The organism is Thermoactinomyces sp. DSM 45891 (genome assembly GCF_900119485.1).
Taxonomy (GTDB): Bacteria; Bacillota; Bacilli; order Thermoactinomycetales; family Thermoactinomycetaceae; genus Baia.
Map to the genome: position 1 here is coordinate 1 of NZ_FPJZ01000009.1, position 13,977 is coordinate 13,977.

General features: G+C 38.2%; 17 protein-coding genes. 10 read left to right on the top strand and 7 right to left on the bottom strand.

The genetic code is table 11. The features are described from left to right. Positions 1-359: 359 nt before the first annotated feature. Together BT147_RS08695 and BT147_RS08700 are read right to left on the bottom strand one after the other, a co-directional pair. On the bottom strand, positions 360-1,079 hold the full coding sequence (locus tag BT147_RS08695; protein ID WP_072333762.1) for a Rha family transcriptional regulator: 720 nt from the start codon (positions 1,077-1,079) through the stop codon (positions 360-362). Positions 1,080-1,356: 277 nt separating this feature from the next. Beyond that, entirely contained in the window at positions 1,357-1,881 is a 525-nt protein-coding gene (locus BT147_RS08700) for a hypothetical protein (RefSeq protein ID WP_072333765.1), read from the bottom strand. Positions 1,882-2,327: 446 nt separating this feature from the next. On the opposite strand from BT147_RS08700, the gene BT147_RS15990 reads away from it, so the two are divergent. The 9 genes from BT147_RS15990 to BT147_RS08760 all read left to right on the top strand — a co-directional run bounded on the left by BT147_RS15990 (position 2,328) and on the right by BT147_RS08760 (position 10,032). After that, on the top strand, positions 2,328-3,842 hold the full coding sequence (locus tag BT147_RS15990) for an AHH domain-containing protein (protein WP_072333768.1): 1,515 nt from the start codon (positions 2,328-2,330) through the stop codon (positions 3,840-3,842). 73 nt (positions 3,843-3,915) lie between these two features. Beyond that, the gene (locus BT147_RS08710; RefSeq protein WP_072333771.1) at positions 3,916-4,371 is read left to right on the top strand and encodes a DUF4274 domain-containing protein; all 456 of its coding nucleotides are present in this window, start codon (positions 3,916-3,918) and stop codon (positions 4,369-4,371) included. Positions 4,372-4,501: 130 nt separating this feature from the next. Further along, entirely contained in the window at positions 4,502-5,302 is an 801-nt protein-coding gene (locus BT147_RS08715; RefSeq protein ID WP_072333774.1) for a hypothetical protein, read from the top strand. An 887-nt stretch (positions 5,303-6,189) separates the two neighbouring features. Continuing rightward, positions 6,190-6,753, top strand: coding sequence for an antirestriction protein ArdA (locus BT147_RS08725; protein WP_072333780.1), 564 nt, complete (start codon positions 6,190-6,192; stop codon positions 6,751-6,753). A gap of 60 nt (positions 6,754-6,813) precedes the next feature. Beyond that, positions 6,814-7,200, top strand: coding sequence for a hypothetical protein (locus BT147_RS08730; protein ID WP_072333783.1), 387 nt, complete (start codon positions 6,814-6,816; stop codon positions 7,198-7,200). 129 nt (positions 7,201-7,329) lie between these two features. Continuing rightward, positions 7,330-7,671 (top strand): hypothetical protein, encoded by a 342-nt coding sequence (locus BT147_RS08735; protein ID WP_072333787.1) that lies wholly within the window; start codon positions 7,330-7,332, stop codon positions 7,669-7,671. Between the two features lie 348 nt (positions 7,672-8,019). Next, positions 8,020-8,301, top strand: coding sequence for a hypothetical protein (locus BT147_RS08745; RefSeq protein ID WP_072333794.1), 282 nt, complete (start codon positions 8,020-8,022; stop codon positions 8,299-8,301). 608 nt (positions 8,302-8,909) lie between these two features. Further along, positions 8,910-9,137: a hypothetical protein gene (locus tag BT147_RS08755; RefSeq protein ID WP_072333800.1), complete on the top strand. Its 228-nt coding sequence runs from the start codon at positions 8,910-8,912 to the stop codon at positions 9,135-9,137. A gap of 184 nt (positions 9,138-9,321) precedes the next feature. Next, positions 9,322-10,032 (top strand): hypothetical protein, encoded by a 711-nt coding sequence (locus BT147_RS08760; RefSeq protein WP_072333803.1) that lies wholly within the window; start codon positions 9,322-9,324, stop codon positions 10,030-10,032. Positions 10,033-10,042: 10 nt separating this feature from the next. Here the strand turns inward: BT147_RS08760 and BT147_RS08765 are convergent, their stop codons facing one another. From BT147_RS08765 to BT147_RS08785, 4 genes are all read right to left on the bottom strand, one after another. After that, a complete protein-coding gene (locus tag BT147_RS08765) occupies positions 10,043-10,684 on the bottom strand; it encodes a hypothetical protein (protein ID WP_072333806.1) in 642 nt (213 codons plus the stop codon). Positions 10,685-10,809: 125 nt separating this feature from the next. Beyond that, on the bottom strand, positions 10,810-11,235 hold the full coding sequence (locus BT147_RS08770) for a hypothetical protein (protein ID WP_072333809.1): 426 nt from the start codon (positions 11,233-11,235) through the stop codon (positions 10,810-10,812). Between the two features lie 9 nt (positions 11,236-11,244). Further along, positions 11,245-11,595, bottom strand: coding sequence for a sigma-70 RNA polymerase sigma factor region 4 domain-containing protein (locus BT147_RS08775; RefSeq protein WP_072333812.1), 351 nt, complete (start codon positions 11,593-11,595; stop codon positions 11,245-11,247). A 349-nt stretch (positions 11,596-11,944) separates the two neighbouring features. Then, complete coding sequence (locus BT147_RS08785) at positions 11,945-12,502, bottom strand: AAA family ATPase (RefSeq protein WP_083426475.1); 558 nt, start codon at positions 12,500-12,502, stop codon at positions 11,945-11,947. A 148-nt stretch (positions 12,503-12,650) separates the two neighbouring features. Here BT147_RS08785 and BT147_RS08790 point away from each other — a divergent pair, with 148 nt between their 5' ends. Beyond that, positions 12,651-13,214 carry a hypothetical protein gene (locus BT147_RS08790; protein ID WP_072333818.1) on the top strand — a complete coding sequence of 188 codons (564 nt, stop codon included), beginning with the start codon at positions 12,651-12,653 and terminating at the stop codon, positions 13,212-13,214. Between the two features lie 67 nt (positions 13,215-13,281). On the opposite strand, the gene thyX is transcribed toward BT147_RS08790, so the two are convergent. After that, the gene (gene thyX / locus BT147_RS08795) at positions 13,282-13,977 is read right to left on the bottom strand and encodes an FAD-dependent thymidylate synthase (protein ID WP_072333821.1); all 696 of its coding nucleotides are present in this window, start codon (positions 13,975-13,977) and stop codon (positions 13,282-13,284) included.

A 13,977-nucleotide genomic window follows, 5' to 3' on the forward strand; every position in this document is an offset into this window, starting at 1 on the left:
TAAACCTTTCGGTCTAGGTTACCATGTGAGCATGGCTTGCCATGCAGATCTCCCCGGGTAAGGACGCAGTCTTTCCCTCCATCCATCTGCCTCATTTACTCTCATCCGCCTTCGGTAGCAAGGACTTTGTCTTGTTCGGCAGACTCATCCAGCGAATGCTAGCCTTATATGAGATTCGTGTTCCTCAGACCGGAGGTTTGCCGCCGACTTCCTTCAGATTCCACCTCACGGTGGACACCCTTGTCTTAAGCTATGGCTACTGCTACCTTCACCATTCGGGACTTTCACCCTATAGACTGCGCCCATGCCGGGCGCACCAAAAGAGGACAATCGTTGATTAACGATTGTCCTCTTTTCGTTTAACATGCTGGAAGTATCCTCTGCTCCTTTAAAAGCTCGTACAAGAACAACCGCCCTTTTTGTGTCCATCTCATCAATGTATTCCCTTGTTCGTAGGTCACGTAATCTACATATCCCTTATCCGCATATCTATCGTACAAATGCCACTTGTTGCCTTGTCTATATTGGATTCCATGTAAGTGTAACAATCGATTAAACTCGATAGCAGACATACCGAAATCCTTCGCAATCGTCGTAACTGTCAAAAGCTCCTTCGATCTAAGGACTTTATCGTGAAATTCCACCTTCGGAGCTTGTTCGGTTAACTTGTCTTCTAACAACATACGCTCTTTTTCCAAGTCAGCAGCAAGTCGCAAAGCTTCGTGCAATGTGGAAGGAACATAGAAACCACCACTTTTGATGAACTGTTCCATACGGTCAAATTCTCCAATGTAACGTTCTTTCATGACCGCTGCCTTTTCTCCTCTATAGCCCATCACAAGGAACATAAGTCCGTTTTTCGTAAGTGTATATCTCTGATACACTTTCCCCCTATCGTTCATATAATCTGACTCCACAAAGTTGTGGAGTGAAAATTCCTCACTACAATCTAATTCTCGAATGTCACGTAAAACTGAATCATGTCGTTTTTCAAACACTTCGGCCACCATTAAAGAATCCGTCACTACCTTCTCGTTCTCGATAAATACTAGTTGGCTGTTGGTGTTGTTGTTTTCCATTGAAAATCATCCTCTTCTGTTTTGGTTTGTGCCTAACGTAATATAATTCTCTAAGCGCACAGGCCTGCCAAAAGAGGACATAGAAAGTGAAATTTATTTTTGCATCTATTTTTTCATCTATACCTATGTAACAACGGCACATAATTTAAAATATACACATGTGAACTTGCATGTGTAATTACTTGTTGCTCTTTTTATATTTAGTCTTTTTATTACTTGCTCTTTTTACAGCACCTACAGGAGATACTATGCGTAGTACTCGCAGGAGAGATTACCGTTAGTATCTCCTGGGAAGATAAACGGATGGATCGGGTATGATCTTCTCTCCATCTGGACTAACTAAATACCCGTCATCGCTAACTCTTGGAACCCAACTCGGATAATATAGCTTGTACCTCTTCATTCCCTCGTAATACTGAACAGTTTTTAATAGTAACCCGTTCGCTTCCAATATATCAGAAAGATGCTTAATACGGTTCCTCGCCATACATAAATCCTCGATTATCTTTTCGTAGCTTACGAAACATGCCCCATACCTCTCGTTAGGCTCTCCGTTTTCCCTATAGGCTTGTCCATTTACATACGATAGAATATAGAAATAGAATGCCACTACATCCCGAATCTCTGGAAGCCGACCTACCTTCTTTGCCCCTGTTGCGAGCTTGGCTTTCGTATTAGCTTCGTTAGATTCTCGGAAGATGCGAGGAAAGACTAGACGGATTACCTCTCGCTTGTAAATCTCATAGTTTTCATTCGCCATAGTTTCGGCTTTGTCGTTCGGATGAATGGTTCTACCTTCCATATAAATTAGTCCCTCCTACGTTTTAGTTCCTTCACTTCTATTAGCGCAAAACTCACAGAGAAGAGGACAAAAATGTTACCAGTCAGTCTACAATCTACAGTTCCTTTACGTGTTGTTCACCGCTCAATTTTGAGCAGTGAGAATATCCTTCGAACCTTACTCGACTCACATTCTCCAACTTTGGGGAGTCACGTAACAAAAATTGATTCATTCAAATTCTGACTATCAATTCAATCTCCGCAAAACTTTGGGGATTAAACAGCTATTACTAAGCCCAACTTTGGGCTCCGTCTATCACGATTAAATATTGAAAAAACTCCAATTTTGTTATATAATATTAGAATAGGTAATTTTATATTTAGCATGTAAATCGCAGATAGTATCGATACGAAGGGGGTGGCTTATGCTACCCTTTTTCGTTGGGTTATGGGAGAGATATCGCATCTATGACAAACAGAAAAAGATTATCGAAATTCTTACTTATTATGATGGTTACCTTTATTGCTTTACTCGGATTTGGATTTGTAGGACAAGGAGTTACATATGCAGAATTCATAGACAACACACCAATCAATGGTACATTCAACGAGAATATCGCAAACACATCTAATGTTAAAGAAGAAGGTTGGTGGGAGGATACCAAAGACTGGGTCAGTGAGACATGGGACGATGTGACTGATTGGTGTAGTGAGACATGGGATGACGTAAATAATATATTAGACGATTTAGGTGCTAAAATCGAAGACATCATGGATACTGCATGGAAATGGGGATTAGCAGTCGGATCTGCGCTTACAGTTGCATGGGCATTGTTGAAGAAGCAGATTCCAGCACTTCAAGTCGTTGAATGGGCATTCTCTTTTATCAAAGGTATCTTGCGAGGACTGGCCGACATCGTGATCGGAGTCTTTGACTTAGTGGTAGGAGCCTTGGGGCTCATTGGATATATCATCCTAAATCCGATTGAGTCAGGGAAAAAGCTCTGGCATTGGATTACGCATCCGGGAGAAGTTTGGAACAACATATCGAATATGGTAGGCGGAGTATGGAATGAGATAACTGAATCGTGGGATCGAATGGTTGTGAACGGTGATGCGAATTCTCGTTCAGAGTGGTTAGGATATGCGACGACACAAATTGTCGGTATATTCGTTGGAACAAAAGGTTTAGAAAAAGCAGGTAAGGCAGGTTCTGTTGTTTCGAAGGCAGGCGGCATCTCTAGTAGATTTCCTCTAGCAAGTAAAGCTTTTGATGCAATCTCTGATTCATTCAAAGGATTCGGTGACAAAGTAAAGTCATTCGGCGATAATCTATTCGGTAATGCCAAGAGAATACTTGCTACCACTACAGCAGGTGCGATGTTACTTACAGGGATTACGTTTGTGTGGCCGAAGATTGAACCGTACATAATGAAGTTCTCGGATTGTGTGGCCATACAACAGGTTCAGGATACAAGGCATTATTTTGCTTCGATGCAGTTGGCAGGGAAGATTGATTGTCCGAGTATTTCCTCGGATAGATTAATTCCCGGAACACCCGGTAGGGTCACAGGAGGAAATTCTACTAAATTAGGTAAGAATTTGCTAGAAGATATGGATCTTCCACGTTCATCTTCTCGAAAAGGATACCAAGCACAGCATATTATTCCTTCAGAAATGAGGAATCATCCAGTAATCCAGAAGGTTGGTATGGACTTTGATGATGCTTCTAATGGAATATTTTTACCAGTACCAAATGATAAAGTTCATTCGTTGGCAACACATAGAGGTTATCATTCTAGCTATAATCAAGCCGTTGAAAATGAACTGAATAAACTAGATGTCAATCAAAGTACAAGGGATCTAGAAAAACAGGTACATGATTTACAACAAAGATTAAAATACTTGCAGAAAAATGGATTGCCGCTATACCCTAGTAAAGGCGGGTCACTAGACCTTTGGGATAGATGGCTAAATAAATGATGAAGTCGTAGTATGAAGGATTTTATAGTTTCGGGTATAATGATGTAGTATGTTTTTTGAAAGGATGACAGATATGGATAGTCATGAGCTAGAGCGATTGAGTTCTCTGATTCATCATGAGGATCTTGAATATATCAAAGATCAAATCAACAAGATGAAAGATTCAGTACCCCTTCATCTTATTGCAGGAAACTATAACTGGGATAACGGTGTAGAGATACCCACAGCCATTATCAATAATGACCATTGTGATCTAGGTACAGCATTAATGATTTTCTTTGATGCTGACGGTTATCGGATGCTTGATCTAGACATTGATGATGTAGCGGAATCAACTAGTGCATGGAAGAAGTTTCTTGACTCTCTATACAAAGGGATTGTGAATGATGAATTTAATTACAAGAACATTTCATATGCTCCACCGTTGTCTAAGGTACAAGTATTTAAGCTTAGAAAAAAAAATCCGGACATACCCGATATGTTTCTACAGGGAAATTCGGGGATGAATTTAGAAATTCCAACACTATAGTTATGCCTAGGAGATGAGCCTTCCCTCTCGTCTCCTTTTCTTTTCTCCATTAAAAACAAAGAAGCCTAAACATTTCGTGATTGGGTATAAGATTCGTATATTAGTGAATCGAGAGGATAGAGATATTTAAATGAAATGGATAAAATGGACACTCGTAGGTATGTTGTTAAGTATTCCGATAATTATAGTGCTTGTATCACTCATTTCATTCGCATTATGGTATTATCCGAAATGGTTCGAACATAGCTCGGAGTTAGATGCAGGAGTGGTAACAGGGATCGTCAGTATTGTCGTTCTAGTCGGGACAATCGGGGTAACGGTTGCCGTTAATATGCAGACTCAACGTATGGCACTTAAGATGAATCAGGAGAATCAACAGTTACAGTTGAAGATTCAGGAGATGAATATGGAAGCCATGCGGTTTCAAGCAAGGGCAACTTTACGAGATGAGGTTTTAAAACAGCGGTTCCCTGCCTATCGAAAATTGTTAAAATCATTGAGTAATTTCGAGCCTGCTCTGGAGTCTATTAGTACCAATGTTCGTAACAATCTTCGTATAGACAGAAATATGGAGCTTTTAATCAAAAAAGATGCAGAGTGTATAAAGGTATTTAGTGATGTTATATCAGAAATAGAGAAAATTTACGTTAATAGTTGCTATGAATACTCACAGTATATTTCGAACAGAATTGATTATCTAATAGGAGATGCAAAGCAATTTAGACATCATTTTTTCAACATTGTTAAGGCAGATGAGGATGGTTACATAAACTTGGATAGGGACATCGAAACTAATCCACTGGATGGATTTTTTGCTAATATAAACATGCTAATTGTTAGGGCATCACATGATATAGCAGTCATAAAATACGAGATGAAATTAAAAGAAATTGAACAAGATATTGACTCTCTAAACCTGAAACATAAATGAACTTAACTTATAGCATTCAATGTTCCTCAATTTTGAGGAGTACAGAGTTCGCAAGGACTACCCGAGTTCAAAAATATATTACGTAACCTACACCCACTAGTCGCAGACGTACCAGAGGGGGGCTTTGGGGGTTGCGGAATTTTCCAGAGTTTCTTTTCCTCCTTCCTTTCTACAACTGAATAAATATTCTTATTAATGAATAAAAAATGTCACTTTTTCATCTAAAGTGACTTTCTTTGTGTGTTCTCAATCCCTTTATTATCAAGGACTTTAACGTTTAATAGTGAACTTAATTACCTTGCTTCATTTATGCATAGCCTGAAACCCTTGATCTACCGTTCCCCTCCCCCTTCCTTCTCCTACTGAATATGCGCATACCCTTCCTATATCTGTAAGTACATAACCGTATATCTACATATGTAACCCCCTGAGTTTGACGGGCCATCCTCGCCCAGGTGTTGGAGTGGATGACGGTCCACCCTATTCTCACAATTCGCCACCTTTCGAATACCAACGTAAACCCTTCTTCTCCCCTTCCCATCCTTCTCGCAGCTACATCCGAAACCATATGTTACCCCATCGTCTATAAACCCCCTAAACCCTATGCCTACCTATGGTATGACGACCTATACCGTCCTATATTATGGCTACTTATTTCTACTAATGTATGACCCTATTAATAGATAGAATACGAATCCCTTTAATTGTTTACGTCCTCTTTTCTCGTAGTCATGCGCTATACAAAATATGACCTTTAAATAATGGAATTCCTTACGGGAAACGTCCACATTTTATCGATACTATTTTTATTGACTACTTTAATTAAACTCGATATGATAAAAGAGTGATACGACAATCACTTACAAACCACTAGGGGGAACTACAACATGGATACAGAAATCAGAATTTTAATCAGAAATCTAGGTAAGTACAATGAAAATGAACTAGTAGGAGAATGGATCGACCTACCGTATACCGAAGATGAGTTACATAATCTCTTTACACGGATTGGGTTAGGGTACTTCGATGAAGATGGAGAATATCATCATGGTATATATGAGAATGGTGTTTGTTACGAAGAGTATGCGATTCATGATTACGAAGCACCATTTCAAATTCATGAATACGAATGTCTAAATGAGCTTAACAAGGTTGCTGAAAAGCTGGACGAGCTGGAAGAGGAAGAAAAAAAGGTAGCTATTACCCTTGAAAATGATATTGGTCTAACTTGGGATGATGCATTTAAGGACTTAAAGGATGGCAACTTTCGTTTGTGGCATGAAGATGATATGGGTGACATTGCATACGCATTCTATGAAGAAACAGGATCTATAGATGACGATCACCCTCTAATGATGTATGTAGACTGGGATAGTGTAGGGCGAGATATGAAGATCAATGGCACATTTATTCGAATGGAAAGTGGCTTGTGGTTGGAGTATTACAACTAGATCACACACATCAAGGGGGCGTATAGTGTTCGCCCTCTTCCTATAAATGGAGGATATAGAATGGACAACAACAACATATATGTAGTGTTGCATAAGGATTGCGAATACTATCATCCGGATTTTGGTATCGGTTATTCTTTTTGCGAAGATTCTCGAAAAATAAAGACGAATAATAGCTATTTTCATATTTTTTCACACTGTGCAGTGGCCGACTGTTTGAAAATACACCTAGAAAGATATGGATTGCCTTCTGACTTAAAGCAATGGATTATAGATGAAAACAACGAATGCCTTCTCTTTGATCGCCTAGAAAATAAGGAAGGCGAAGAAACGAACGAAACACATCGTGAAACTATGTACTATGCGAGATACAGTTTGGAACTTTCCCAGGTTAAAGGGTTTAGTTTAGATGATTACTATAGTTTGACTGGAACAGAACGGGTTTGATACCGTTCTTTTTTTTCGTCATAAACGTCCACAATTTATCGATACTATTTTTATTGACTACTTTAATTAAATTCGATATGATAAAAGAGTGATACGACATCACTAACACATCTTAGGAGGAAATACATTATGGAACACGAAGTGGTTTTAACTATTATGGAAACGGAAAAGTATATATTCCGGAATTTCAGTGATGATATTCCCCCACATACCCCACAAATCGATTGGACCTCTAAGAATGAAAAATGGAATGTAGTTATGCAAGAAAATGAACATTACGAAATGTGTGGTGTTGTTTTTCATAATAAATCAGGCAGAGAAGTCGAATACATTTTCTATCCCGACACAGGGGTTGTCCAATTCTATAACCATTCTTATTACCATTTTAAAGTCCCACATTACATTAAGGCAGAAATGAAACGGATGCATAAAGCTTTGTTAACTTTTATGAACCTGGAGAAAAACATATAATGATAAGTAAAAAAAGAACAGATATGATAACTAACATAACAGGAAACATGGATCACATACCGTTTGGAGTAAATACGTTTGAACATTTGGAGGAAGTCAACCAAAAGATTCATGATGTTATGCACTTTGACATCAATCAACTCCTAGCCTTACAGGTTTTGCTGAATCAGAATTTCAAATTTGACAAAGCCCTAGAATTAGTTAAGAAAAGAAGCTCATAGGCTTCTTTTTTTTAATCATAAACGTCCACAATTTATCGATACTATTTTTATTGACTACTTTAATTAAATTCGATATGATAAAAGAGTGATACGACAATCACTAACATATCTTAGGAGGAATTACATTATGGAAAAATCGTATGAACTAAACATAACTCCCGAAGTCATGGAGTTAAATATCAACCTGGTGTACCTACTCGCCATACATGCAATGGCAGACGTATGTTTCAAAAAAGGCGAACGACACCTGGTATTCGAAGCTGGAAAAGAGACGACTATTAAAAATCAAAAGGGCGATAGATTAGGTCATACATTTATCTGCTTTGATCTACCTGTAGCCCTATCGGTTATTACAGAATTTCACCATGATTGCTACGAAACCACTATATCAATCCAGGCAACAACTTAGGTCATATACACACATGTAGTAAAAGGGGTATGGATGTTCACACCTCCTTCTACAACGTCCACAATACAGCGATATTATCTCGAATTACCTAACCAATTACTCGATATGATTAAAACGTTGGATGGCACACAAATACATACCGATTGGAGCCCTATACAATGAACAGGAACAGGAACATGCACAAGCACATCATAGCCCCAGAGGTCGAAAGATTAAACATCGATGGATTGTACATCCAGATTATGCGAATGGCAGCAGAAGTTTTATGTTACAACGAGGGTGAACGATTTATAGCTTTTGAAGCAGGAAGGGACACAAAAATTACGGATATAGATAACGAAGAAAGGGGTAGGACGTTTATCAGCTTTAATCTACCTGTGACACTATGGGTTATTACAAAACCTCGTAGTGGCTATTTCGAAACTACTATAATGACACAAAAGGGGGATAGGCGAAAATACAAGGGACGGATTTAATTCCGTTCTTTTTTTTCGTTCCAAACGTCCACATTTTAGCGACACTATTTTTATTGACTACTTTAATTTAACTCTATATTATATAAATGTAAGGTGATTAAACATATTAACCAATCTAAGGAGGATTACACAATGAGCTTTAATAACAATGTAGTTAAAAATGTTTTCACTTCAGTATGTGAAATGAAAGAAGACCGAGGTTTAAAGGATGCCGAAAAAAGAGAATTAGAAGATGTTCTCGGAATCCTAGCAGAAATCGACCTTGAACTCGGTAGTGGTTCAGAAAAAGATTTATTCGATGTATTGGCTCGAAAAATAAAAGAATGCGAATCGAAACACAAAGAAGATCCCACCATATGAAAAATTATATTTGTAAGTAAGTAATACCAAGCCTACGGTTCGCCTGTGGGCTTTTTTTATATTCTTCATCAAGTAATAAGTCCACATTTTATCGATACTATTTTTATTGACTACTTTAATTTAACTCGATATGATAAAAGTGTAAGGAGATCAAATAACAACACTTCAAAAGGGGAACGACAACATGAGATTTGGAAATATGCACGTCCCTACTATCACACAAGCCTTTCATTCAAACAAAAAAATTGAAGAAATGGATCAAATTAAAGTATCATTTCAAGATTTAAAAAGAATACTTCGATGGGGAAATGGAAATATTGATAAAGTTAAGAACTTCCGACCTGTTCTAGAAACAGCAGTAATCTCAATAAAAGAACGAGATGAAACCTATATATTCGATCGTATTGGATCTAAAGACTACCAATATACATATCATACGGAACCATTTATACTCTACATTTTCCGTGCATCATGGGATGAAAAAAACAAAGTATACCGATTCAAAAAAGTCTATACTACTAAAGTTAGCGATATTGATTTCAAGGAAATTGAGAATTACGTTCTTCGAATCCATCATACCCTTATGGCTTACATGGAGATGCATTCTCGAAATCGAAAATATGTCCAAGCTGAACCGAAAGAAACACCGACACCTCAAAAGAAAAAAGGAAAACAACCAAAACGAAAAAATAAGGAATCTGTCGTGAAAATTGAACCTAAATCGTATGTCCTTCGTTCTCCTACAAAAAAGCCAAAAAAAAGAAAGATTAGACGTGTAGCTGAAATGTGGGGTGTACGTGGCCACTACCGAAAGTTGAAATCGGGGGAAATGAGATGGATTCGTCCCTATACAAAGGGAACGGGGAAAAAGCAAACTAAAACCTATGAACTATGAATCAGGCACACTATGCAATCTGGGCGATACAATTCGCCCTTCTCCATAATTCTATCGAAGGGGTTGGATCTCGCTTCACTTCGGATATGGAGCGACGATTACCGTAGCACCAATACACGAAATCCCGAAATTCATTCGTTGTTAATCCGTTTCTTGCAGCTAACATAGAAACCACTTCTCCCCATTTATTGGGATCTATATCATCCCTATTTCTGGCCCATTCAAAGGGGTTTATATCGGATTTCGACGTATTTAGCGAACTGTATAACGGAATCATATTACCTCTATATGTGCCACCATGTCCTGTTGATAAAGCGATAAAATGATCACCATGTATATCTTCTTTTTCACCTGTGAGAATACATCCATGTTTCATTAACAATCGCTCCTGTTCAGTCGACCAATCAAATCTGAGATATCTTTTCATAGTCCGATACTTCCGAGAATGTGTACGAACTTCATCTCGATTATTTGCGACCCATGCCTGATGGTTGGCTTTATTACAGACCTTGCAACGGTTATCAGCTCCCCCTAGCTTGTCCTTATGTTTATGGAAGTCTCTTAGTCTTTTCATAGTCTTACACGTTCCACAAAGCTTGGCAATGATCACTCCTCCTGGATAGATTTTTAAGTGTCGTGCCTTTCTAGCCATATATCCACTCCCCGACGCTTTTACTTCTTTAAGCGCACGGGAAGAAAGAATGAAGACATATTATTTAAAATAATTATTCATTAATTTAATAGATATCCAATGAACAAAGGTATTTTAAACTTGTTCTAAGGATTCTCTTTTTGTATAGGTAAACTTAGTTTTTTAGGATTAATTATCATCATCTCCTTTCCTGAATGACGGTCACTATCGATACCATAATAACGGCCATCTGAACCGATCACTTCAAGGATTCCTGATCCGACTTCCTTTGAATGTCTTCGCTTTACTTGGGCTAGAGTAAGAATAGGATCTCGGCTTTTCGCCACCTTGTCTGGTCTCCGATCCCCTTGTAAATCTTCATAGAGTATGGATGTTGCAAGCCTTTCTAATTGACGTGGATCAGGTCGTAATCCAGTATCATTAACGTACTCTTCGATAAGTTGATCAATTAATTGAATTCGTTCCGACCGATTTTCGATACGGTTGTACCCAAGCTTAGATGATTCTTGTTGAAATAATTCCTGGTGGTTGTTGCATGTAAATCGTCCCATATTCAACCTCTATTCTAGGTATCTCCATCTCTTGTATACCTTTGCTATTTTTTTTAGTGCAGTCTTTCGTGTTCGTGATAAAGTAGAATAATCAATATCTAGAAGTTCAGCAGCTTCTACAATTCCCCTATCATATACATATAGATGTCTGATAGCTTCCTTCTGTTTTGGTGTCAGCTTGGCAAGTTGGATGGCCTTCTGTAGATCGAGACAAATATCAATTGCTGCTGTTTCTCCCCTCTCATAAGCTCTTATTTTTATCTTTGGCAAGTCTGCTAGGAGTCTACTAACTCCTTTCGTAGTGTAAAATGAGTATGATTGCTCGTATTTTCGATGACCAGAGTCGATTATGTGACTCAAAGGACCATCTCCTTTTCATATAGAAATAGTATTAGTAAAGCGAGGTAATGATTATGGCAGGCATTAGTAATAAGACGTCCTTTCTTTCGATCTATCCAAACACAATTTACATAAACAAAAGCACTCGGGAATTAATGCATCTCTCTACGGAGGGAACATGTTATTTGCGGTTGGGGTATGATGTGGTGCGGAAAGTGATCGGGGTTATAGTAATGGAAGAAGAGTCAAACAATGAAACAACATTTAAATTGAATTTAAAGTCGGGTTATTGCCCATCAAAACGATATTTGGACAAGTTCGGCATTAATTATTCTAGTAAATATATGTTCATAGGCGAAGCAAACGGTTCTTATTCGTTCCAAGAAATTGATTGATCTTTCATTTCCATTTCTCGTATTATTTTACCTAATTGATAATAAAGGCTATTGGGATCTCCACTATTAGTGATCACATAGTCGGGTTCAAAATCATCTAGATAACTTTCTGTTTCGTGGTTGAGTACTCTCGTATCAGATATGATATCTCCCGCATGAACCATCCTCTCAAGCCGGATATCTAATGGACTATCAATCCGTATCATTATGGCTCCAAGTTGCTTTAGATACTTGTATTCATTAGGTTGACGCATGTCATCAAAGACAACCGAGTATTCATTTTGTAGATAGCTAGAGAGTGATGCATCTACCTGTTTAACCCAAACGTCGGGATCTCGGCTCCGCATAAGTTGCCCGAACCATTGATATCCCTCACGATCCTTCCCTTCGCCTGTAACTCCGAATATTTCATGATAGTATTTTTTTAATCGTGATCCGAATGACAATCGTTTTAGACCGTACTTCATTACAAGATAGCTAGAAGCTGTGGACTTCCCACTCCTCGCCTTTCCGTATATTGAAATTATTGGCATTTGAATCTCGTACACCTCCTTAGTTTATATAGCGCATAGGAGCAACAAAAAAGGACTTTAATATTTCTTATTTTTATATTTACATTCATGTAAAATAGTCAATAATAAGATATACTATTAAAATCAACTAGGATAAGGAGTAACTAAGATGGAATGGTACTCAAATGATTTTGCTCAAGATACAAAGTCTATTACACCCACAAAATTACTTTTTATTGATTTACAATCCACTCTTGATAAGTTGGAGCTATCTCAACGTCATTTGGAGCATGTAACCGGAATTTATATTAAGCCCATCCAAAATATCTGCAATAGGAAAGATCGGATTAGCCTAGATAACCTATCTATGATTCTTCAATATCTCGAAGAGCATCATAATATTAACTGGTTAGATGTGGTCAAATTCGTAGATGTGTCCACCATTCCACCCATTGATCCGAATCGGAAGCAAATTCGAAAACGTAAACCTGATGTCGAACCACTCATACCAAAAAAGAAACTTTCTATCGATTTAAAGTCAGTAGTTAATCAACTAGACATTTCAGACACAGAGATCAAGGCAGCCACTGGAATACCCCACCAAACACTAGAAATGTATCTAAATGAAACATCTGAAAATCGTTCACTTAAAAACATTTCTAAAATCCTACAATACCTAGATGAGAAATATACTATACCTTGGACAACGATTGTTCGCTTTGAAGACATCTAAGACAAAAAAGAGAATCAATTTACGATTCTCTTTAATGCCTAGGTTATTGGGTTGAATTGAATAGGGGTTATCCAACTAATTCTTCAATACTATGTGGAAATTCACTCTGTGTTAGTAATAAAGTAGCCCTCGCATACTCCTGAATTTCCTTCTGTGCATCATGTGCCAACCGTTGATTTATAAAGTGTGCTACGGCTTGGAGACTCGCTGTCCAATAGTATCGCACATACAGAGCATAAGCAGGTAGGAAGACACGGGCTTGCTCGACACATACACCGTCTTTCATGGCCTGTTCATACTTCTCTAAACTCTGGTCATAGTGTTCCGTAAGCTCCCTCGTCCATTTATCCCCTATCTCCAATGACAAGCACTCTCCGCTTCCCTGCTTCGAACTTTCAGGTACATTTCTCCATTGGTCAGAACCTATTACATAAAATTCGGGTTCCTCTGTAATGTAGCGCCTACTTGATTCATTCCATGCCCCAGTAAGTGGATCACGGAAATCCGAGCCCACAATATACTTCCAATGTTGTCGGGCCACTAGCAATGGACTATATACTTCGAATTGCAACATGGAATGACGAAATGGGCTCGTATGTAGATTTTTTGCAAGAAACCTAATTAATCGTTTATCTTTATCATCCATCTCATGACTAGCTTTGTCATACGACACCCGAGCTGAGTTGACTACCGTCAGATCGTTCCCCATAGTTGAAACAAGTCGTACATATCCCTTATCTAACACGTCTATTTTTTTATCCAT